Origin of the sequence: Pseudomonas sp. S60 (assembly GCF_016647865.1) — a bacterium.
Lineage (GTDB): Bacteria > Pseudomonadota > Gammaproteobacteria > Pseudomonadales > Pseudomonadaceae > Aquipseudomonas > Aquipseudomonas parafulva.
The window spans coordinates 59871-79278 of record NZ_JACVVH010000020.1; the positions used below are offsets into that span (position 1 = coordinate 59871).

Consider the following 19408-nt stretch of genomic DNA (forward strand, 5'->3'; position numbering starts at 1 on the left):
GCATGAAGCGACTGGCTGGTCTTTCCGCCCTTGCCCTGATCATCTCCAGCACCAGTGGGTGTGGCTGGCTGTGGGGCGAAGATGGCTATTTCCGCGACCGCGGCAGCGATTACCTGCAGGCGCACCCCACTGCGCCCATGCAGCTGCCTTCGGACGTGAGCGGCGTCAAGCGCCTCGACCCCCTGCTGCCGATTCCACGCAACGTTGCCGACGACAGCGTCGCCGGCGAGTTCGTGGTGCCGCGCCCGCAACCCTTGACCGGCGGTGCCGGCCAGGCCACTGACTACAGCCTGCAGCGCAGCGGCACCAGCCGTTGGGTGCTGGCCCAGCATGCGCCAGCCGAAGTGTGGCCGGTGGCCCGCCAGTTCTTCGAGGACAACGGCTTCCGCATCGCTGAAGAACGCCCGCAAACCGGCGAATTCAACACCACCTGGCAGCGCTTCGACGAGCTGTCGGCGTCCATGGGCCAACGCCTGGCCAGCACTGCCAGCAGCGCCAACAGCGACGTGCGCGTGCGGGTGCGTATCGAGCCCGGCGTGCAGCGCAACACCTCCGAGGTGTACGTGGTCAGCGTCGAGCGCCCGGCCGGCAGCAGCGCCGAGCCCGATTTCCCGTCCACCTCCACCAACACCGGCGCCGATGCGCTGCTGGTCGACGAGCTGCTGGCCAGCATGAACCGCAGCGCCGAGAAAGGCGGTTCGGTGTCGCTGCTGGCAGAGCGCGACTTCGATGTGCCAAGCCGCGTCAGCCTCAGCGAAGACGGCAGCGGCAACCCGGTACTGTTCCTGGGTGCCGACCTGGACCGTGCCTGGTCCAGCGTGGGCCGTGCCCTGGAGCAAGGCGGCGAGTGGCGTGTCGAAGACATCAACCGCAGCCTGGGCCTGTACTACATCAACCTGTCCGAAAAGCCTGAAGACAAGCAGAACCAGCCTGGCTTCTTTGGCCGCATGTTCGGCAGCGAGCCCACCAAGGAAGAGCGCGAAGCCCGTGCCGAGCGCTACCAGGTCCGCCTGAGCAAGGTGGGTGAGAGCGTGCAGGTTACTGTCGAGAAAAACATCAACACCGTGGCCCCGGCCGATGTCGCCCGCCGCGTGCTGAGCGCCATTCAGGACCACCTGGGCTAAGTGCGCTTCGCGGTACTCGGAAGCGGCAGCCAAGGGAACGGCACGCTGATCGCCAGTGGTGACACCGTCATCCTGGTCGACTGCGGGTTTTCCCTGCGTGAAACCGAGCGGCGCCTGGCGCTGCTCGGGGTTTCGGCAGCACAGCTCAGTGCGGTGCTGGTTACCCACGAGCATGCCGACCACGTGCATGGGGTGGGCCTGCTGTCACGGCGCTACAATGTACCGGTCTACCTCAGCCAGGGCACCTTGCGCGGTTTGCGCAAGCCGGTGGAGGTGGCCGGTTTTCTCGCGTGTGGGCAACGCCTGCAAATCGGTAGCCTCGAGGTTACCGCCGCGCGGGTCGAGCATGATGCCTATGAGCCGTTGCAGTACGTGGCCAGCGACGGCAAGCGCCGGTTTGGCATACTGACCGACCTTGGCTCGTACGATGCGCGGTTGCTGGAGCGTTACCATGGCCTGGATGCGTTGCTGATCGAGGCCAACCACTGCCGTGACATGTTGGCGCGCGGCCACTACCCGTACTTTCTCAAGCAGCGGGTCGGGGGCATGCAAGGGCATTTGAACAATCACCAGGCCGCAAGCCTGGTGCAGGAGTTGGGCTGGAGCAACCTGCAGCACCTGGTGCTGGCCCACCTCAGCAGCAAGAACAACCTGCCACACCTGGCCCGCCAGTGCTTCGTCGACACCCTTGGGTGCGACCCTGGCTGGCTCCAGGTGGCAAACCAGGAACACGGGCTCGACTGGCGCGAAATCGCCTAGCCCAACACCTCAAGCAAGCGGAGCCCAATCATGGAAAAACGCGACGAACTCTACCGCGGCAAGGCCAAATCGGTTTACAAGACCGACGACGCCGACCGCTTGATCCTGCTGTTCCGCAACGACACGTCGGCGTTCGACGGCAAGCGCATCGAGCAGCTCGACCGCAAAGGCATGGTGAACAACAAGTTCAACGCCTTCATCATGCAGAAACTGGAAGAAGCCGGTGTGCCCACCCAGTTCGACAAGCTGCTGGGCGACAACGAATGCCTGGTGAAGAAGCTGGACATGATCCCTGTGGAATGCGTAGTGCGTAACTATGCTGCCGGCAGCCTGGTCAAGCGCCTGGGCGTGGAGGAGGGCATCAAGCTGGAGCCGTCCACCTTCGAGCTGTTCCTGAAAAACGACGAGAAGGGCGACCCCTTCATCAACGAATCCCACGTTGTGGCTTTCGGCTGGGGCACCGCCGAGCAGCTGGTCGATATGAAAAAGCTGTCGCTCAAGGTCAACGAAGTGCTGAGCAAGCTGTTCGATGACGCCGGCCTGCTGCTGGTCGACTTCAAACTGGAATTCGGCGTATTCCACGGCCAGATTGTGCTGGGCGACGAGTTCAGCCCCGACGGCTGCCGACTGTGGGACAAGGAAACCCGCAAGAAGATGGACAAGGACCGCTTCCGTCAGGGCCTGGGCGATGTAATCGAAGCGTACGAAGAAGTTGCCAAGCGCCTGGGCGTGCCGCTGTAACGCGCCAATTCACGCAAGCGCCTGATACCACGTGGTTTTTTAGAAAATAAAGGTTTGCGTTTTCAAAATTCGCTGGTATGATACGCGGCATTGGAGAGATGCCGGAGTGGTCGAACGGGACGGATTCGAAATCCGTTGTACTGGCAACAGTACCTAGGGTTCAAATCCCTATCTCTCCGCCATATCTGAAAACCCCTGGAACTTGATAAGTTTCAGGGGTTTTTCTTTTTCCGAGCTAATCCATCGGGCATTTGTCGTTTAGACCCTTGTATCGCTTAGTGCAAAGGTGTTCATAGCCATTTACTTCATAGGCAGCAATGGGCCTACGACGAGGCTGAGAGCTTTTCGAGCGGCCTGACTGTCAGCTCAACTCCTAGGGCCAGCAGCAGCTTCTGCACTGTGGAGAACCTTGTCTTATCCGCACCCTTGAGCGTTTTATAAAGCGATTCACGATTCACCCCCGCCTCCTGTGCAAACTGATTCACGCCTTTGGCTTTCGCGACTTCACGCAATGCATGCATCAAGGTCTGAGCATCGTTAGCCTTCATTGCCTGGGCTAAAAAAGCCGCAATGGTTTCAGGGCTGTCGAGAAATCTGGAAGCCTCGAAGGGCTTGGTATCGCTCAAATCGAGATCAAGGATGGGCATGTCTTCGGGGTCGAGAATAGCGCTCATCGTTTTTTTCCTCGTACCATACAAAGAATTTCTTTAGCTCGCGTGATGGCTCTGTGCTGATCCGTCTTGTTGCTACCGTAGAGCATCATTTCGTCGGCTCGCGGTGGCTTGGTATGAATGATGCCTCTCGATGGGATACCCCCAGAGGCATCACCCAACTGACTTACTTTTTCATCATCCCCAACTCAGCATCATCCAGCAGCGCCTTGGCCATGGCGCTGAGGTAGTGCGAGGCCCAGATCAGTTTCTGGTCGCCTTCCATCAGCCCGGTGATGATCAGGTCGCGGACGTAGCCCATCAGTTCGGAGGCTTGTTCGCGAGCGTCCTGGCAGGGGATGCCAGGCTCTATGCGGAACAGGGGGTGGGTGTTGTTTTTGCCCTGGTAGAAGCAGGTCTTGCCGACGGTGGTGGGGTCTTTTGGGGCGTCGGTTGGCATTGTGGTATTTCCCTGGAATTTGCGGTGGCTCTGCTGGCCCCTTCGCGGGTAAACCCGCTCCCACTGGGGCGGGGTGTGCCTGCGATGGGGCCAGGCCTGCTAGTGCAAGCTGTGCGGTTCGGCGGTTATCGGCGAGCGCATCTGCAGTTGCATCAGTGCCGACTCGACCAGGTCCTGCACTGCCTTCATTTCATGGATGACCGCCTGCATCACCACCGAGCTGTGTGCGGTGGGTTGCAGTTGCACGGATTGGCGGGCAACGCACAGGGCGCAGCGTATATATTCCGAGGAATGGGCGAGGGTGTCTTGAAGAGGCTGTGTGGCCAGTGGATAGGGAGGGTCGGGGACTATCTTGCGCATATATAGCTCCAGAGTCAGTCGAGCTACCACGGAATTGCTGTCAAACAAGAAGGTGGCAGCGGTACGCGGGTTGACAGACCGAGGACTCCGGAGACTCGGCGCACACGAGGTGCCCCACGTACTGCCGCCATAACGGTTGCACGTGCACGGAGACTTGTCGGCCTGTCAAAGCCGGTCGTTGCGTATCAACGACGAACCGAGACTAGAGCGCGACTGAATCCGTCGCAACGGTTTGAGTGGTTCGGCAGTATGTTTGGGAAATGGCCTACACGAAAGGGAATAATTCTGAGTTTAAGGTTGTAGGACAGACAGAAAAAAGGTCCCAAATTTTCAAAACTATCAAAATCTACTGAAAGCTAGCGAAAACAGCTAGACTTTGCTATCTATTGCTATAACTGCTGTTGGAGGCACTCCATGGACCCGTACCGCAACCCCTTCGCACCCGGCGCCGGCAGCAGGCCGCCCGAGCTGGCGGGGCGTGATGCGGTGCTCGAGCATGCTCGTATTGCCTGTGGGCGCGCAATCAATGGTCGTAGTGCTCGCTCCATGATGCTGTTGGGGTTGCGAGGCACAGGCAAGACGGTGCTGTTGAACGAAGTCGGAAAAATTGCCGAGCAGCAAGGCATGCTGGTCTCCAAAGTTGAATCCCCGGAAGAGGAAAGCCTGGCGCGCCTGCTCTACCCTGAAATGCGCAAAGTGATGCGCTCGTTGTCTACCATTGAAGCGGCCAAGCAGATTGCCAACCGTGGTCTAAAGGGGCTGCGTGGCTTTGCCTCCATCTTCAAGATCGATATCGCAGGTGTCGAGGTGGGTGTCGAGCCGGAGCCTGGCTTGGCAGACAGCGGCAACCTGCAATACGACCTGCCAGATCTGTTCAACGTCATCGGCCGGGCAGCCAAGACTGCCGGGAAGGGCTGGATTCTTCTGATTGACGAAGTGCAGTACTTGGGTGAGGCCGACCTGCGGGCGCTGATCGTGGCCATGCACCGAATGGCTCAGGAAGGCTTGCCTATATTGCTTGTAGGTGCCGGCCTGCCACAGGTCGCACGGCTTGCAGGTGAAGCAAAGTCTTACGCCGAGCGCCTGTTTCTGTACCCGGAAATCAATGCACTGGATGCCGATGCTGCTGCGCAGGCGGTACTCAAGCCGATTCTGGAGGAGGAGGCATCGATTGCCCCCGCAGCCTTGAATGAAATTGTGGTGCAAACCGGGGGCTATCCGTTCTTTCTCCAAGAGTGGGCATCCACGGCATGGAACTACGCCGAGGGCCCGGAGATAACGCTGGACGATGTCGTTCATTCTTATTCCGAAACCTTGGCACTGCTCGATGCCGGTTTCTTCAGGGTAAGAATTGACCAGCTCACGCCCAGTGAAGTGCTGTTCGTGCGCGCCATGTCGGAGCTGGGTGATGGCCCATACGCGGTGGGTGACATCGCCAGAAGGATGGGCCGCACTCAGTCTTCACTGGGCCCAATCAGAGCCAAGGTCATCGCTAAAGGCATGGCTTACAGTACCGACCATGGGGTTTTGGACTTCACAGTGCCCCTTTTTGCGCAGTTTATGCGCCGCCAGCGATGATCGGCACCACAGCATCTCGCGGAGCAATCCCGTTACCGCACGTACCTTGCTATTGAAATGAAAGCATTGCTACGCCACTTGAAATTACCACGATTGCTGTGATTTTCCTCGTCACACCCTGCGGCGCTGTGTCCTGACTGTAGAGGGTTGGAAATAAGCGCGCGGCTATAAAGCCCAGCGCAACCACGAATATCGGGTGTGCGCTGACGACTACCGACACCAGTGCGGCGCCGCCTCCTACGGCCAAAGCTGCTGTAAAGAATATATAACCTGCGACGTCAAAAAGATTCGTAAAGCCGAAAACACCATACTGCCGTGGGGTCAGGATTTTCAGGTCATCAATGATGATGCGTCGCCAGGTAGGGACAAGCAAAAGCAAAACGCCTCCTAGGGCATAGCCTGCAAAATTTAGAGCCAGAACAGACGCCAGTTGATTAGTGTGTAGCAGGTCGTCCGATATCAAAGTCGACAACGCGCCAAACAAGGCTGAAATCAAAAGTACCGCCACATATTTGACGTTGCCTAAACCTTGCATCGTCTTGCGTGATACGCACAGAACTAGTATGCCTGCCATGATCAAGGTAAAGCCGATAAGTTGCCAAAATGTCGGGATCGCATGAAAAAACAACACAGAAATTATCAACACAAAAAGGGGTTCGGATTGATGAATGGGTATGACGATTGCTACGTCCATATCCTCAAGACAATAGCTGTAAGCAAAATATTGCAAAAATATAAATAATCCTGATGCTAGGTTCAACGTTGCGGTCGTCAGGTCTACAGGCTTAAGCGGAAAAGTACTGTAAATAAATACAGTAATGACAATGTTGCCCACGCTCAAAAGGAAGATGAACGATATAAAGTGAGAGGTGATGTGTGTAATAGCATACTTGTCGATCAGGTTGGACAGGCTCCACATAAAGGGGGCGAGTAGGGAAAGATAGAGCCATGTCATAAATCACTCCTCAATGTATCCAGGATTGCGCATCTGCTCGAAGCCAGAAGCGCTTGCGAGAAGTCGTCAGTGTCATGGTCGAATAGGAATGTACTGTGATAGGCGAAATCCTTAGCCGTCTCAAAATTAACAATCCTGTCAAGAAGCGCGGGAAGTTCATTGAAACGACGCCGGTGACTGAGCTTGAGGAGCCTAATGGCATTTCCATAATGCGCAGCCTCATCCTTGGCTGCATTTCTCACCCAAACCGACAGACACCTCGGTCCCAAACTGTCAAAAAGTGGGAAATCCTGTCTATACGCCCGGGTACTGGTTACTTCGTCGAAGGCAATTGATAGGAGGATGCTGAACTCGTCAATCAAGAATTGGTCAATGCTTGTGAAGTCCGGTTGCCGCGATGCTACGAATTCGTCTATTTTACTCTCAGGGATTCCATACAGGACACTATTTATTTTACGTAGGCCGCGATAATGATTTTGCTCATCAAGGTGCCAGAGGCATGCGAACTCTAAGAAGTCGTCGCTCAATGTCAAATCTGAACGTCGCATGAGATAGAGCAGGAAATGCTTGGAGTCGAATTCTGAATTCATGTCGTGCCAAAAGTGTTCGCGACGCGCCTCAATAGTCTTCTTGCAGCCTGTTATAGCCTTTGTGTTCAAGTCGGCAAGTAGGGTCATAGAGGACCAGTCATAGCTTTTCAGACCTATCGGGGATTTTGTGTAGCCCATTGGATACGCTCCTTATTATTCTAAGAAATTTTCAAACTGCCATTTGTCCTGATTTTTTTTAGGATACAGATCGTTTCCTGGTAGCCAGTTTGTGTATACGCCAGTTAAGTGCCCCAAGTAGGGCTCGGCCGCCCTCAGTACAAACTCAAAATCCATGTCTTCAGGTTCAGTGATCCCGCGATCAGGGTTCGCAAGTGCCCATTTCATTCCTGAAACTAAGCCCGCCACGACTTGCATGGAAGTGGCCGAGCATTCATACCCCAATACTTGGGCGGCGGTATTGCTGAGCGTAGAGCCGTACCAATATGCATTTTTCTCATGGCCCATTAAGAGGACGCCTAGAAAATCGGCCCCCTCCGAAATATCTTCTCCACGAAGGACTCGCTTGGTCGTCTGGGGCGTCCATGATCGGCCACTTAACTCATGCAGTGATAAGACAGCATCATTGCAAGGGTGATAGGCATAGTTAACAGTAGGCCTGTAGGTCAGTGCACCATCTTGATAAAGGCTAAGGTACTCAGCTAATGAAATAGTCTCGTTATGTGTAATTAGGTATCCTAGGCAGGCGCCCTGGGCGGGCGTCCAGGTTCTGACCCTGATCATAGCGCCAGGCCGATCAAAATAAATTGCACATTTGGAGCCTATCAGATGATGGGCGGCTGTATCAGGTATTGAATACTCGTGAGTACCCCATCCTAGCTCTGCAGGCTGTTGTCCCTCAGAAATAAAGCCATCAACTGACCAAGTATTAACGAATTCATTGGCGTGCTTAGGTATCTTTGCAATTTGCGTGTCGTGCTCTGCGATGTGAATAACTTTTATTCCCAACGTATTGGACAGCTTTGCCCAATCACACTTCGACTGGGGCGTCGTGAGAGGAGTTCTCGCAATGTCACGATACAGGTGCAGCATCGCCCGCTTCACGAAGTGGGATACTAGGCCAGGGTTAGCGCCGTGGGCGATGACTGCTGTAGGGCCCTGCCCCAGCTCTTTTCTTAGTGCTAATATTTGTTCACGAAGATAATAGTTGGTTCTATCTGCAAGGGGGAGCGTAGGGTTGTTATAGTGCCCGAGCCAGGGCTCGATACACGTGTCGATGTAAAGGGACCCCTTTGCGTTAGCGAGTTTTACGAGATCCTTGCTCGATACGTCAACGGATAAATTGATCAGAAAACTCTCAGCGTCTAAATTTTTCAGGGTTTCCGCTAGGTTTTCTTTTGTGAGTTTTTTTCGGACGCGGTGCGTGCTAAAGCCGGGGCTGTACTCGGTTTCAGGCTCAATGCTGGGGTCATATATGTGTATGCTTTTGATTAGGGTTGCAAATTCAGATTTCATTATGGGTAACAGCGCGGCGGCCATTGCACCGAAACCCACGATCACTACTTTCATTGCAGTTTCTCCTTGTGGCTGGAAGCCTTCACTCATTTGATGGCGCTAAATTTGAGCAGGTTGGCTTCGTCGCGATAGCTTACAAGGAATGTATCAGGTGGATTTTTTTAAATATGTAGGATGCGTGTGATCTGATTCGTGAGAAGGGTAGGGCATATTTTTGACGCTTTAAACATGATGTATACATGTGCGCTACTATTCAAAGCATTAGGACAGCTAATGAACTCATGACCACGGCGAAATTCATCAGTCCATCGTAAGTGCTCCATGAACCCCACATTCAAAGCGTTTACCTGATGCCCGATGCTGCGCTCCCGATTTCCTTCTGGAGCCAGCCCGCATTACCTGGCAAACAACTGGAGCCGCCTGGAACGGTATGTCGAAGCGGGCCATTTGCCAATCGACAACAACCTGGCAGAGCGTTCGATAAAGCCGTTTGTGACTGGGCGCAAGGCTTGGCTGTTCAGTGACACGCCCAAGGGCGCCACGGCAAGTGCGCAGATATACAGCTTGGTCGACACCGCCAAGGTCAAAGGCCAGGAGCCCTACACGTGGCTGCGCCACGTACTTGAGCGCCTGCCGTATGCGTCGTCGGTTTCGGACTACGAAGCCCTGCTGCCATGAAACTGCTCGCCAGAGATACCACGGTAAACTGAGGCCCCATCTTTTAGAAGGTGGGGTTTATGGATCGCACTCCCCGGACACCTTTTTAGGCGAGAATGCTCGCCACACTGAGGTGTTCGATGAGCAGACAACGACGTATCTTCACCCCTACTTTCAAGCGTGGAGCTGCCAGCCTGGTGCTCGACCAAGGCTACAGTTGTCCCGAGGCCGCCATATCTCTAGATGTAGGTGAGAGCTTATTGCACCGCTGGGTTAGCCAGTTGTAGCTGGAGCGCGGGGGCATTACGCCCACTGCCAAGGGGCTCACGCCGGAGCAGCAGACCATTCACGAGCTTCAGACCCGTATCAACCGGCTGGAGCTTGAGAAGAAAATATTGAAGGAGACCACTGCGCTCTTGATGGCTGAAGCAGAAGCCGTTGCGCTCCCAGTACAAGATCTTCACGCGGTTGCGAGGCTCGTTGAGGAAGACGAAAACCACAGGGTCAAAGACGGCTACCTTGATGTCTAGCTCGACCAAAGCCGCCAGGCCATCGATGGACTTTCGGAAGTCGACGGGCTTGGGGTAGAGATACACTTTTTCGACTTTGGCATCGGGTCGCATCATGCTCGGCGAACTCCAGAAAGAAGTCGGGAGCACAGCATCAGGGATCAGGTAAGCGCTTTGAATGTGGGGTTCAAGGAGCGCTTACCAAGATGAAGCCCCTGTTAGCGAAAGCTTTCAGTGGCTTTTTCGTTTTTGGCTATTTTTTCATCATCCCCAGCTCAGCATCATCCAGCAGCGCCTTGGCCATGGCGCTGAGGTAGTGCGAGGCCCAGATCAGTTTCTGGTCGCCCTCCATCAGCCCGGTGATGATCAGGTCGCGGACGTAGCCCATCAGTTCGGAGGCTTGTTCGCGGGCGTCCTGGCAGGGGATGCCGGGCTCTATGCGGAACAGGGGGTGGGTGTTGTTTTCGCCTTGGTAGAAACAGGTCTTGCCGACGGTGGTGGGGTCTTTTGGGGCGTCGGTTGGCATTGTGATATTTCCCTGGAATTTGCGGTGGCTCTGCTGGCCCCTTCGCGGGTAAACCCGCTCCCACTGGGGGGGCGGGGTGTGCCTGCGATGTGGCCAGGCCTGCTAGTGCAAGCTGTGCGGTTCGGCGGTTATCGGCGAGCGCATCTGCAGTTGCATCAGTGCCGACTCGACCAGGTCCTGCACTGCCTCCATTTCATGGATGACCGCCTGCATCACCACCGAGCTGTGTGCGGTGGGTTGCAGCTGCACGGATTGGCGGGCAACGCACAGGGCGCAGCGTATATATTCCGAGGAATGTACGAGGGTGTCCTGGAGGGGCTGTGTGGCCAGCCGATAGGGAGGATCGGGGACTATCTTGCGCATGAAAGCTCCTTGGGTAAGTGGAGCCGCCTGGCAACGCTGTCAAACGAATGGAGGCAGCTATACACAGGTTGACAGACCGGTTACCCAAGAACCCGGCGCACACGAATGTGCCCCATGCACAGCTGCCATAAAGCGCTGAAACGGAAACTTGAGTGATCGGCCTGTCAAAGCCGGTCGTTGATTTTGCAACGACCAACCGAGACTAGAGCGCGACCCAATCCGTCGCAACAGTTTGAGCAGTTCGGCAGTATGTTTGGGAAATGGCCTACAAGAAAGGGGATAATTCTGAGCGTTGAAGCTGTAGGACGAGATGCGGGAACACCATAGACTTTCAAATCGATCAAAAGCTACTGAAAGCTAGCAAAAACAGCTATACATCGCTATCTATTGCTATAACCGCCGCTGGACGTGCCGCACAGCCGGCTAATCCACAATCTCCTGCAACACCTGCCCCAGATCAAGCTCCATCGACAAGGCGATAAAACTCACCTTGTCATCCCTACCCACCGGGTAAACGGTAGCCTCACTGTCCGCCGGCAACACCACCTGATCGCCGCTTTCAAGCAGCAGTTGCGTGCCATCAGCCCGTTTGATCTGCAACCCACCCGAGGTCGTAAACAGCAGCAGGTCATTGACCGGCGCCAGTTGCGCAGCCGTGCGCAGGTGGCGGTATTCGACGATCCAGCCGTCGACCAGAAACGTCTTGCTCAACTCGTAGTTCAGCGAGCACTTCAGTGACAGGCTGCTCATGGCCGCTATCACCTGGTCGTGGGGCAGGCCCTTGGGCATGAGGCGCGCAAACTCGCTTAGATTTGCAAGTGTCACCTGTTTGCGTGCTTGGCTCATGCCGGTTTCCTTGTGAGTGGCGGGGTGCTGCGGGCGGGGTGCTGCGTTGGGCGGGTTCACGTCACGACCACAGCGTGATCGCGATGTGTGCGCCGATCCCGGCCGCCACGCTGAAAATCAGGCTGCGGGTAAAATAGGCAACCAGCGCCACCGGTATGGCGGCCAGCATGTCGGCGTTCACTGCCATCAGCGTGCCGTCCTTGGCCATCAGCAAGGCCGGCACGGTGATGCTGGCGATGATCGCCACGGGCAGGTATTCGATGACGTCGTTGAACACCTTGGGCGTGCGCTGCATCCTGAACAGCAGCGGCGTGGCGCGGGTCAGGTAGGTGATCGCCATCATCAGCGCCACCGCAGCGATCAGGTACTTTTCTTCAGGCATAAGCCAACTCCACAACCCACGGCAGTTGCCACGAATACATTGAGGGGGGAAGGGAAGAACGCGTTGAGCAGGCACGTGGTGGCAATCACTACCAGGGCAACCACCAGCTTGGGGCGGCTGTTGCACAGTGAAACCAGCACGTAGATCATCATGGCGGTCAGGGCGTAGTCCAGCTTGAACTGCGAGAACCGGTGCAGGGCGTCGGACGCCACTGCGCCCAGCAGCGCGCCAGCAATCCAGCTGGCATGGCACCAGGTATTGAACTGCAGCAGGTAGCCGGGCGGGGTGTATTTGCGGCTTTGCAGGCGCTGGCTGTGCAGAGCGAACGATTCGTCGGTCAGGCCGAATGCATACAGCAGCTTCTGGGTTTTGCTGATGCCCAGCCCCTCGCTCTGCTTGGCCATGTACATGGCCATCAGCATGTGCCGCGAGTTGATCAGCAGCGTCGATACCGCGATCGAAAGCAGCGGTGCGCCCGAGGTGATCAAGGCCAGTGCGGCAAACTGCGCCGCCCCGGCATACACGAACACGCACATGGCCACCGGCAGCCACAAGGGCAGCCCGGCGTTGATGCACATCACGCCGAACACGAAGCTCACTACGAAATAGCCGGTGATCACCGGCAATGCGTCGAAGAAGCTTTCCTTGCGCCATACCGGTTGCAATGCGAGGTCGGTCATAGGTCGACCTCGCAGGTGATTTCACCGCGTGTCTGGCTGAAGCCCTGTTTGTTCCAGAAGTGCATCGCCGAGGGGTTGGCCTCGTCGATGAACAGGAACACCCGGCGGATGCCATGCTGGCGGAAGTCGTTGAGAATCGACGTGGTCAGCGATGTGCCGATGCGGCTGTGCCGGTAATCCGGTGACACGGCCAAGTGGTTGATGGTGCCGCGCGTACCCATCGCCCCACCGGCCACTGCGCCGATGATCGCCCCGCTGTGGTTCTCGGCTACGTAGCAGAAGGTGCTGTCAGAGCCCAGCAACCCCTTCAGCAAGTCTTCGTTCTGCCAGTCGCAGAACGACACTTCGTTGAAGCGCTTGAGGAAGCTGACCAGCCGCGTGGCATAGAACGGCGTAGCCTTCTTGATGGTCAGGCCGTTGATATGGTCGGGCGGGGCAACCTTGCGTGCTGCCAGCTCCAGGCTATTTGACAATGTCATGTTCGCTACCCGGGCGGGAGAAGGAGATGGCGATGATTTGCCGGTAGCCCATTTCCGATTCGCTGGGGTTGATGGCCGGGGTTACGTAGTGCTGCAGTTCGCGGTCGAGGAAGTACGTGGTGTCGAGAATTTCCTGGTAGGTGCCCGAGTCGATCACGTTGGACTGTTTGTCGTAGACCTTGCTGGTGGCGCCTTCAACGTTGTGGCGGCCCCAGAAATGCACGCCGCTGAAGGGGTAGCCGTCGCAGTGAATACCTTCGGGGGTGATTTCGATTTGCGCGCCGGGTTTGATCTCGATGCGAATCTGGTGCACCTGGCACTGCCAGGTCACATCGTGCAGTTCTTCGGGCAGCACCGCCTTGTACACGTCGAAGTCCAGTTTGATCAGGGCGCGCAGCACCGGCGAATTGAACACGTCGCTGGACACGTCCTCGAAGTGGCGCCGCATGCCGCCTACATACTGGTTGTGCTGCTCAGACTGCTCGTAGGCGCGGTGTTCCAGCTGTTGCAGCTCGCCGGTGACCGGGTTGAAGTCGAAGTCGCTGTAGCGGCGGTAGCGGGTGCCTTTTTCGGCCTGGCCGTAGTAGCGGTCGACACCCATGGTTTCCCAGCTCTTGGAAAACGACACGAAGTGGCCAAACCCGCCGTTCAGGGCAAAGTCGCTGCCCAGCACGTTCACCGTCTTGTTCTGGCGCAGGGCGTCATCAATGTTCCGTTTGAGTGTAAGCATTGGCATCTCTTCCAGTTGAAAAACTGGGCGCCAATCTAGCAGGCAAAATGATGGCAGAAACTTCACTTTTTTTTGAGGTGCCTCAACCGTCGCTTGCTGGCGGGCGACCGGCCGAGCAGACAGGGCAGGGGTTCTGCGGTATGCTCTCAGGCCTTGTTGCACGCGGGTTCGCGCGAGTGGTGGAGGGGAGTCGAATGGATATCAAGGTGCTTAAGAACATCGCCAATGTCGCCCGTACCGGGTCGATCACCGATGCGGCCGAGCAGGTACACGTCACCGTCCAGGCGCTGGCAGCGCAGTTGAAGAAGCTGGAGGACCATTGCGGCTTCAAGCTGTTCGACCGCACCAACAAAGGCGTGTCGTTGACCCAGGAAGGGGTTGGCATACTGCCCCACATGCTCGAAATTGTCCGGTCTTCAGAGCGTATGCAACTCAAGATCAAGCAGTTGCGTGAGCGCCAGAGCCAGCCGCTGCGCGTCGCCCTGAACAGCACCCTGTCGATGGAAATCAACCAGCAGGTAATGGCTGGCGTGGCCAGCAACCTGTCCGGCTGCAGCCCCATCTTCAGCTGCTCGGAGTCCCCCGACAACCTCACCAAGCTGGCCAAGGGCGAGGCTGATATGGTGGTCATCCTGGGGGACAGCGTGCCCGACGGTTTCTATTCAGTGTCGCTCAAGGGCCTGCGCATCGAAGTGGTGGCCTGTTCCGTCAGCGAGGGTACAGCGCCGTCCGTCGTGATCAAGCCGTTACCCGAATGCCCCTACTCGTCGATTTTTGCACGTTTCGCCGACCGCCAGAGCGGTGGCCTGGACGGGGCCACGGTGTTCCATTCCGGCAGTGAAATTGTCAGCGTGTCGATGATCAAAAGCTTTGGCGGCATGGGCGTGCTGTCGCGTGCAGTGGCCGAAACCAACGGGTTGTACGTTTGGCCGGGCTATTCGGAGTTCCTCGACGTGTACCTGGTGATGAAGGAGCCGTGGATCGTCGAAGAGGAATTCCCGCAGTTTTGCCCGGTGCCTTCGCCCGTTTGCGGCTTCGATGCCATCAGCGCGTAACCCACGGGCCTGAGACAACCTGTCGCCTTGCACCCAGGCGGCCAATTTGTTTGTGCTGGCATTTCAGTTACAATCAGAAAAACGATTCAGTGACGTCGGTCAATACGACAAAAGCCAGAATCGTTTTCTGGTTCTCTGGCAGCCCGACAATGATCAATAACAAGCACGCGCTGAAGAACACGCTTTATCTGGGCCAGCCACAGGCCCTACTCCGTTCTCCTGACTGGAATTGATCAATGTTCAAGAAAGCTGGCAAGACCCTGTTGGGTCTGGCTGTCGCTGCAACTGTCATGCAAGCGCACGCCGCAGAAACCAAGAAAGTCGACGTGCTGCTGGTCGGCGGCGGCATCATGAGCTCCACCCTGGCGGTGTGGCTGCACGAGCTGGAGCCAAGCTGGTCGATGGAAATGGTCGAGCGCCTGGACGGCGTCGCCGAAGAAAGCTCCAACGGCTGGAACAACGCCGGCACCGGCCACTCCGCACTGGCTGAGCTGAACTACACCCCAGAAGACAAAGACGGCAACATCAACATCTCCAAGGCCATCGAAATCAACGAGGCCTTCCAGATTTCCCGTCAGTTCTGGTCCTGGCAGGTACGCCAGGGTGTGTTGAAGAACCCGCATTCGTTCATCAACACCACCCCGCACATGAGCTTCGTCTGGGGCGATGACAACATCAAGTTCCTGAAGAAGCGCTACGAAGCGCTGCAGGCAAGCCCACTGTTCCGCCCGATGCAGTACTCCGAAGACCACGCGCAGATCGCCAAGTGGGTACCGCTGATGATGGAAGGGCGTGACCCGAACCAGAAGCTGGCCGTGACCTGGACCCCGATCGGTACCGACGTGAACTTCGGCGAGATCACCCGCCAGTTCGCCGCGCACCTGCAAACCCAGAAGGGCTTCGACTTGAAGCTGTCCAGCGAAGTGCAGGACATCAGCCGCAACAAGGACGGCTCCTGGCACGTCGAGTACAAGAACCTGAAGGACGGTACCAAGTCCGCCACCGACGCCAAGTTCCTGTTCATCGGTGCCGGCGGCGGCGCGCTCAAGCTGCTGCAGAAGTCGGGCATTCCTGAAGCCAAGGAATACGCAGGCTTCCCGGTAGGCGGCTCGTTCCTGGTGACCGAGAACCCCACCGTTGCCATGCAGCACATGGCCAAGGCCTACGGCATTGCCTCCACCGGCGCGCCACCCATGTCGGTACCGCACCTGGACACCCGCGTGCTGGACGGCAAGCGCGTGATCCTGTTTGGCCCATTTGCCACGTTCTCCACCAAGTTCCTGAAGAACGGTTCGTACCTGGACCTGCTGAGCAGCACCACGACGCACAACCTGTGGCCAATGACCCGCGTGGGCATCGATCAGTACCCGCTGGTCGAGTACCTCGCTGGCCAGCTGATGCTGTCTGACGATGACCGCTTCGCTGCCCTGCAGACCTACTTCCCGCATGCCAAGAAGGAAGACTGGAAACTGTGGCAAGCCGGCCAGCGCGTGCAGATCATCAAGCGCGATGAAGAAAAAGGCGGCGTGCTGAAGCTGGGTACCGAAGTGGTGGCCTCTCAGGACCGCACCATCGCCGGCCTGCTGGGCGCCTCGCCAGGTGCTTCCACTGCAGCGCCAATCATGCTGAACGTGCTGGAAACCGTGTTCAAGGAAAAGGTCGCTACACCAGAGTGGCAGGCCAAGATCAAGGAAATCGTGCCTAGCTACGGCACCAAGCTGAACGATTCGGCAGCGGCCACCCAGAAAGAGTGGAACTACACCGCCGAAGTGCTGCAGCTTGAAAAACCGCCGGTGATCGACGAAAGCGTCGGTACCAGCGTTGCGGCGCCAGCCAAGCCGGTTGAAAGCAAGCCAGAGAACGACATGGCGCTGTAAGCAGCCGCGGTGTTGGGATCAGAAGCCACGGGGTTAACCCTGTGGCTTTTTTTTTGAGTGCGGCTCAATGCTGGCGCAGGATGCAGGCCAGCAAACCAGGGAAGCGCTCGGCCAGCATCTCGCTGCGCAGCGAGTTCATGTGGGTGGTACCCACATTGCGGGTATGCACCAGCCCTGCGTCACGCAGCACGCGAAAATGGTGGGACATGCTCGACTTCGGCCGCCCGCCGTCCAGCTCGCCACAGCTGGCTTCCGCCACGCCTGCCAGATGGCGCACGATCCCCAGGCGCACGGGGTCGCTCAAGGCGTACAGCACGCGTTCAAGAATAAGGTCATCAGCGGTGGGATGTTTGTAGGCTCGCATGGTCTGCATGATACCGGGGCTTTCCATTATTGCCATAGTTCGATTATGATCGAACTACCGTATTCAACGAACCTGGAGTTTTCCATGGCCGCGCTGTTCGAACCCTTCACCCTCAAAGACATCACCCTGCGCAACCGCATTGCCATTCCGCCGATGTGCCAATACATGGCCGAAGACGGCATCATCAATGACTGGCACCACGTGCACCTGGCGGGCATGGCTCGCGGTGGTGCTGGCCTGCTGGTCGTAGAAGCCACTGCCGTATCGCCAGAAGGCCGCATCACCCCGGGCTGCGCGGGCATCTGGAGCGACGCCCATGCCCAGGCATTCGTCCCGGTGGTGCAGGCGATCAAGGCCGCAGGCGCGGTGCCCGGCATCCAGATTGCCCACGCCGGTCGCAAGGCCAGCGCCAATCGCCCGTGGGAGGGTGACGACCATATCGCCGAAGGCGACCCCCGGGGTTGGCAAACCATCGCGCCGTCGGCCATCGCCTTTGGTGCCAACTTGCCGAAAGTGCCCCAGGCCATGACCCTGGGCGACATCGCCCGGGTCAAACAGGACTTCGTCGACGCCGCGCGCCGTGCCCGCGAGGCCGGTTTTGAGTGGATCGAACTGCATTTCGCCCATGGTTACCTGGGCCAGAGCTTCTTTTCAGAGCATTCCAACCAGCGCACCGACGCCTACGGTGGCAGCTTCGACAACCGCAGCCGCTTCCTGCTGGAAACCCTGGCAGCCGTGCGCGAGGTGTGGCCTGAGCACCTGCCGCTCACCGCGCGTTTCGGGGTGTTGGAATATGACGGTCGCGACGAGCAAACCCTGGCCGAGTCGATCGAACTGGCGCGCCGCTTCAAGGCCGGTGGGCTTGACCTGCTCAGCGTCAGTGTCGGGTTCACCATCCCTGACACCAACATTCCGTGGGGCCCGGCGTTCATGGGGCCGATCGCCGAGCGCGTGCGCCGTGAGGCCCAGTTGCCAGTGACGTCGGCCTGGGGCTTTGGTACGCCGCAACTGGCTGAAGGCGCCCTGCAGGCCAACCATCTGGACCTGGTTTCGGTCGGTCGCGCGCACCTGGCAGACCCACACTGGGCGTACTTCGCAGCCAAGGAGCTGGGGGTGGACAAGGCGTCCTGGACGCTACCGGCGCCTTATGCGCACTGGCTTGAGCGTTACCGTTAAGTTAGGAGTTGGGGGCTGCCCTGCAGCCCCTGGCAAGCTACAGGGTGCGGTGGCAGGGCATGCCGGGGGATCAGCCCGCAGGGGCGGCCCTCGGCATCCACCACTTGCATCGCATCCAGGTGCTGATGGCGGTCAAACATCTGCAGCAGGTGGGCTACCGTGGCATTCAACCGCACCGTAGGCTGGCCGGCCGACAGGGCGTCGGCCAGTACAGGCAGGGCGTAACCGCCAGGTATGCCCAACGCCTGCGGCCGCCCAAGCAGGTAGCCTTGTACCAGGTCTACGCCCATCTCCATCAGCACCTGCAGTTCTTCCATCAGCTCGATCCCTTCGGCAATCACCTGTGCCTTGGACGCCCGCGCAATCTGCAGGATGGAGCCCACGAACTCGCGCTTGAGCGGGTCCAGGTGGATGCCATCGATAAAGTGGCGATCGATCTTCACGTACTCCGGGCGTAGCTCCGACCACAGCCGCAAACTGGAATAGCCCGCGCCCAGGTCATCCAGGGCAATGGAAAAACCCATGTCCCGGTAGTGGTGCAGCGCGTTGGACAGCAGCTGGAAGTCGTCCGTGGGGGTGTGTTCGGTCAATTCGATCACCACCCGGCTTGGCGGCAGGCCGGCCTGTTCGAGCAGCTTCAGGGTCAGGCCAGAAGGGTAGTGCGGCTCCAGCAACGACTCCGGTGACACGTTGAGGAACAACTTGCCCTGCAGTTGCTGCTGGCTGAAGCACCGGCAAGCGCTTTCGCGGCAGGCGGCTTCCAGTTCTGTCAGCCGGCCGCCCTGGCGGGCAATGGCAAACAGGTTCAGGGGGGCATGCAGCGGGCTGTTGGAGGGGCCGCGGCTCAAGGCTTCGTGGCCGAACACCCGCGCTTCGCTCAAGCAGATGATGGGCTGGAACAGGCTGTGAATACTGCCGTGTGCCAGGATGGCACCCAAGGCACTGAGCTGTTCGGCAACGGTCATGAGGTGTCCTTGAAAATGGAAGGGCCGGGCATTCACATGCCCGGCCCATATTTCACGACAGCGCGATGACTGTTTGATGACAGCTGATTTTATTTAGCCATCATTCAGG

General features: G+C 57.8%; 22 protein-coding genes, 1 tRNA gene and 3 pseudogenes. 10 read left to right on the top strand and 16 right to left on the bottom strand.

Annotated elements, in window-relative coordinates; all coding sequences use genetic code 11:
- Positions 1-2 precede the first annotated feature (2 nt).
- The 4 genes from bamC to IAE33_RS12275 all read left to right on the top strand — a co-directional run bounded on the left by bamC (position 3) and on the right by IAE33_RS12275 (position 2806).
- Complete coding sequence (bamC, locus tag IAE33_RS12260; protein WP_028634641.1) at positions 3-1124, top strand: outer membrane protein assembly factor BamC; 1122 nt, start codon at positions 3-5, stop codon at positions 1122-1124.
- Positions 1125-1883 carry an MBL fold metallo-hydrolase gene (locus IAE33_RS12265; RefSeq protein WP_201163694.1) on the top strand — a complete coding sequence of 253 codons (759 nt, stop codon included), beginning with the start codon at positions 1125-1127 and terminating at the stop codon, positions 1881-1883.
- 30 nt (positions 1884-1913) lie between these two features.
- Positions 1914-2624 (top strand): phosphoribosylaminoimidazolesuccinocarboxamide synthase, encoded by a 711-nt coding sequence (purC, locus tag IAE33_RS12270; RefSeq protein WP_201163695.1) that lies wholly within the window; start codon positions 1914-1916, stop codon positions 2622-2624.
- Between the two features lie 92 nt (positions 2625-2716).
- Positions 2717-2806 (top strand) — tRNA-Ser (locus IAE33_RS12275).
- A 141-nt stretch (positions 2807-2947) separates the two neighbouring features.
- Here the strand turns inward: IAE33_RS12275 and IAE33_RS12280 are convergent.
- The 3 genes from IAE33_RS12280 to IAE33_RS12290 form a co-directional block, all read right to left on the bottom strand.
- Positions 2948-3298: an addiction module antidote protein gene (locus IAE33_RS12280; protein ID WP_201163696.1), complete on the bottom strand. Its 351-nt coding sequence runs from the start codon at positions 3296-3298 to the stop codon at positions 2948-2950.
- A gap of 163 nt (positions 3299-3461) precedes the next feature.
- A complete protein-coding gene (locus tag IAE33_RS12285; protein ID WP_201163698.1) occupies positions 3462-3734 on the bottom strand; it encodes a DUF3077 domain-containing protein in 273 nt (90 codons plus the stop codon).
- 99 nt (positions 3735-3833) lie between these two features.
- Positions 3834-4094: a hypothetical protein gene (locus tag IAE33_RS12290; RefSeq protein WP_201163699.1), complete on the bottom strand. Its 261-nt coding sequence runs from the start codon at positions 4092-4094 to the stop codon at positions 3834-3836.
- Positions 4095-4508: 414 nt separating this feature from the next.
- Between IAE33_RS12290 and IAE33_RS12295 the strand changes: the two genes are divergently transcribed.
- On the top strand, positions 4509-5672 hold the full coding sequence (locus tag IAE33_RS12295) for an ATP-binding protein (protein ID WP_201163700.1): 1164 nt from the start codon (positions 4509-4511) through the stop codon (positions 5670-5672).
- Positions 5673-5721: 49 nt separating this feature from the next.
- Here IAE33_RS12295 and IAE33_RS12300 read toward each other — a convergent pair whose 3' ends face one another.
- From IAE33_RS12300 to IAE33_RS12310, 3 genes are read right to left on the bottom strand one after another with little or no spacing between them, the layout of a single operon-like run.
- Positions 5722-6627, bottom strand: coding sequence for an EamA family transporter (locus tag IAE33_RS12300; RefSeq protein ID WP_201163701.1), 906 nt, complete (start codon positions 6625-6627; stop codon positions 5722-5724).
- Positions 6624-7355, bottom strand: a complete 732-nt coding sequence (locus IAE33_RS12305; RefSeq protein ID WP_201163702.1) for a hypothetical protein — start codon at positions 7353-7355, stop codon at positions 6624-6626. The genes IAE33_RS12300 and IAE33_RS12305 overlap by 4 nt, the downstream gene beginning before the upstream one ends.
- Positions 7356-7370: 15 nt before the next feature.
- Positions 7371-8744 carry a saccharopine dehydrogenase C-terminal domain-containing protein gene (locus tag IAE33_RS12310; RefSeq protein WP_201163704.1) on the bottom strand — a complete coding sequence of 458 codons (1374 nt, stop codon included), beginning with the start codon at positions 8742-8744 and terminating at the stop codon, positions 7371-7373.
- 327 nt (positions 8745-9071) lie between these two features.
- On the opposite strand from IAE33_RS12310, the pseudogene IAE33_RS12315 reads away from it, so the two are divergent.
- Both IAE33_RS12315 and IAE33_RS24580 read left to right on the top strand, forming a co-directional pair.
- Positions 9072-9368 (top strand): annotated as a pseudogene (locus tag IAE33_RS12315) (IS66 family transposase); the annotation flags it as partial.
- Between the two features lie 119 nt (positions 9369-9487).
- Positions 9488-9771: pseudogene (locus IAE33_RS24580) on the top strand (transposase); the annotation flags it as partial.
- Between the two features lie 55 nt (positions 9772-9826).
- Here the strand turns inward: IAE33_RS24580 and tnpB are convergent.
- From tnpB to IAE33_RS12360, 8 genes and pseudogenes are all read right to left on the bottom strand, one after another.
- Positions 9827-9973 (bottom strand): annotated as a pseudogene (gene tnpB, locus IAE33_RS12325) (IS66 family insertion sequence element accessory protein TnpB); the annotation flags it as partial.
- 136 nt (positions 9974-10109) lie between these two features.
- A complete protein-coding gene (locus IAE33_RS12330) occupies positions 10110-10382 on the bottom strand; it encodes a DUF3077 domain-containing protein (protein ID WP_060482557.1) in 273 nt (90 codons plus the stop codon).
- Between the two features lie 102 nt (positions 10383-10484).
- Positions 10485-10745, bottom strand: coding sequence for a hypothetical protein (locus IAE33_RS12335; RefSeq protein ID WP_201163706.1), 261 nt, complete (start codon positions 10743-10745; stop codon positions 10485-10487).
- A 423-nt stretch (positions 10746-11168) separates the two neighbouring features.
- On the bottom strand, positions 11169-11591 hold the full coding sequence (locus IAE33_RS12340) for a hypothetical protein (RefSeq protein ID WP_201163707.1): 423 nt from the start codon (positions 11589-11591) through the stop codon (positions 11169-11171).
- Positions 11592-11652: 61 nt separating this feature from the next.
- Positions 11653-11973, bottom strand: a complete 321-nt coding sequence (locus IAE33_RS12345) for an AzlD domain-containing protein (RefSeq protein WP_028634647.1) — start codon at positions 11971-11973, stop codon at positions 11653-11655.
- Positions 11952-12653, bottom strand: a complete 702-nt coding sequence (locus tag IAE33_RS12350) for an AzlC family ABC transporter permease (RefSeq protein ID WP_060482553.1) — start codon at positions 12651-12653, stop codon at positions 11952-11954. Before IAE33_RS12350 ends, IAE33_RS12345 begins: the two co-directional genes overlap by 22 nt.
- Positions 12650-13132: a GNAT family N-acetyltransferase gene (locus IAE33_RS12355; protein ID WP_201163708.1), complete on the bottom strand. Its 483-nt coding sequence runs from the start codon at positions 13130-13132 to the stop codon at positions 12650-12652. Before IAE33_RS12355 ends, IAE33_RS12350 begins: the two co-directional genes overlap by 4 nt.
- Positions 13116-13862, bottom strand: coding sequence for a 2OG-Fe dioxygenase family protein (locus IAE33_RS12360; protein WP_028634650.1), 747 nt, complete (start codon positions 13860-13862; stop codon positions 13116-13118). Before IAE33_RS12360 ends, IAE33_RS12355 begins: the two co-directional genes overlap by 17 nt.
- Positions 13863-14056: 194 nt before the next feature.
- Here IAE33_RS12360 and IAE33_RS12365 point away from each other — a divergent pair, with 194 nt between their 5' ends.
- Together IAE33_RS12365 and mqo are read left to right on the top strand one after the other, a co-directional pair.
- Positions 14057-14917: a LysR family transcriptional regulator gene (locus IAE33_RS12365; RefSeq protein WP_042141636.1), complete on the top strand. Its 861-nt coding sequence runs from the start codon at positions 14057-14059 to the stop codon at positions 14915-14917.
- Between the two features lie 236 nt (positions 14918-15153).
- Positions 15154-16794, top strand: a complete 1641-nt coding sequence (mqo, locus tag IAE33_RS12370) for a malate dehydrogenase (quinone) (protein WP_028634651.1) — start codon at positions 15154-15156, stop codon at positions 16792-16794.
- A gap of 64 nt (positions 16795-16858) precedes the next feature.
- On the opposite strand, the gene IAE33_RS12375 is transcribed toward mqo, so the two are convergent.
- Positions 16859-17194, bottom strand: coding sequence for an ArsR/SmtB family transcription factor (locus tag IAE33_RS12375; protein ID WP_201163709.1), 336 nt, complete (start codon positions 17192-17194; stop codon positions 16859-16861).
- A 48-nt stretch (positions 17195-17242) separates the two neighbouring features.
- Here IAE33_RS12375 and IAE33_RS12380 point away from each other — a divergent pair, with 48 nt between their 5' ends.
- On the top strand, positions 17243-18334 hold the full coding sequence (locus IAE33_RS12380) for an NADH:flavin oxidoreductase/NADH oxidase (RefSeq protein WP_201163710.1): 1092 nt from the start codon (positions 17243-17245) through the stop codon (positions 18332-18334).
- Here IAE33_RS12380 and IAE33_RS12385 read toward each other — a convergent pair.
- Positions 18331-19299 carry an EAL domain-containing protein gene (locus IAE33_RS12385; protein WP_201163711.1) on the bottom strand — a complete coding sequence of 323 codons (969 nt, stop codon included), beginning with the start codon at positions 19297-19299 and terminating at the stop codon, positions 18331-18333. The two genes, IAE33_RS12380 and IAE33_RS12385, sit on opposite strands and share 4 nt — an antisense overlap.
- Positions 19300-19408: the final 109 nt, after the last annotated feature.

Excerpts from the sequence above, each read along its gene's own strand:
- IAE33_RS12350 (WP_060482553.1), bottom strand. The coding sequence starts at position 12,653 with ATGACCGACCTCGCATTGCAACCGGTATGGCGCAAGGAAAGCTTCTTC.
- IAE33_RS12295 (WP_201163700.1), top strand. The coding sequence starts at position 4,509 with ATGGACCCGTACCGCAACCCCTTCGCACCCGGCGCCGGCAGCAGGCCG.
- IAE33_RS12345 (WP_028634647.1), bottom strand. The coding sequence starts at position 11,973 with ATGCCTGAAGAAAAGTACCTGATCGCTGCGGTGGCGCTGATGATGGCG.
- IAE33_RS12335 (WP_201163706.1), bottom strand. The coding sequence starts at position 10,745 with ATGCGCAAGATAGTCCCCGATCCTCCCTATCGGCTGGCCACACAGCCC.
- IAE33_RS12340 (WP_201163707.1), bottom strand. The coding sequence starts at position 11,591 with ATGAGCCAAGCACGCAAACAGGTGACACTTGCAAATCTAAGCGAGTTT.
- IAE33_RS12290 (WP_201163699.1), bottom strand. The coding sequence starts at position 4,094 with ATGCGCAAGATAGTCCCCGACCCTCCCTATCCACTGGCCACACAGCCT.
- IAE33_RS12355 (WP_201163708.1), bottom strand. The coding sequence starts at position 13,132 with ATGACATTGTCAAATAGCCTGGAGCTGGCAGCACGCAAGGTTGCCCCG.
- bamC (WP_028634641.1), top strand. The coding sequence starts at position 3 with ATGAAGCGACTGGCTGGTCTTTCCGCCCTTGCCCTGATCATCTCCAGC.
- IAE33_RS12360 (WP_028634650.1), bottom strand. The coding sequence starts at position 13,862 with ATGCTTACACTCAAACGGAACATTGATGACGCCCTGCGCCAGAACAAG.
- purC (WP_201163695.1), top strand. The coding sequence starts at position 1,914 with ATGGAAAAACGCGACGAACTCTACCGCGGCAAGGCCAAATCGGTTTAC.
- IAE33_RS12375 (WP_201163709.1), bottom strand. The coding sequence starts at position 17,194 with ATGGCAATAATGGAAAGCCCCGGTATCATGCAGACCATGCGAGCCTAC.
- IAE33_RS12380 (WP_201163710.1), top strand. The coding sequence starts at position 17,243 with ATGGCCGCGCTGTTCGAACCCTTCACCCTCAAAGACATCACCCTGCGC.
- IAE33_RS12305 (WP_201163702.1), bottom strand. The coding sequence starts at position 7,355 with ATGGGCTACACAAAATCCCCGATAGGTCTGAAAAGCTATGACTGGTCC.
- IAE33_RS12285 (WP_201163698.1), bottom strand. The coding sequence starts at position 3,734 with ATGCCAACCGACGCCCCAAAAGACCCCACCACCGTCGGCAAGACCTGC.
- IAE33_RS12365 (WP_042141636.1), top strand. The coding sequence starts at position 14,057 with ATGGATATCAAGGTGCTTAAGAACATCGCCAATGTCGCCCGTACCGGG.
- IAE33_RS12385 (WP_201163711.1), bottom strand. The coding sequence starts at position 19,299 with ATGACCGTTGCCGAACAGCTCAGTGCCTTGGGTGCCATCCTGGCACAC.
- IAE33_RS12280 (WP_201163696.1), bottom strand. The coding sequence starts at position 3,298 with ATGAGCGCTATTCTCGACCCCGAAGACATGCCCATCCTTGATCTCGAT.
- IAE33_RS12330 (WP_060482557.1), bottom strand. The coding sequence starts at position 10,382 with ATGCCAACCGACGCCCCAAAAGACCCCACCACCGTCGGCAAGACCTGT.
- IAE33_RS12310 (WP_201163704.1), bottom strand. The coding sequence starts at position 8,744 with ATGAAAGTAGTGATCGTGGGTTTCGGTGCAATGGCCGCCGCGCTGTTA.
- mqo (WP_028634651.1), top strand. The coding sequence starts at position 15,154 with ATGTTCAAGAAAGCTGGCAAGACCCTGTTGGGTCTGGCTGTCGCTGCA.
- IAE33_RS12300 (WP_201163701.1), bottom strand. The coding sequence starts at position 6,627 with ATGACATGGCTCTATCTTTCCCTACTCGCCCCCTTTATGTGGAGCCTG.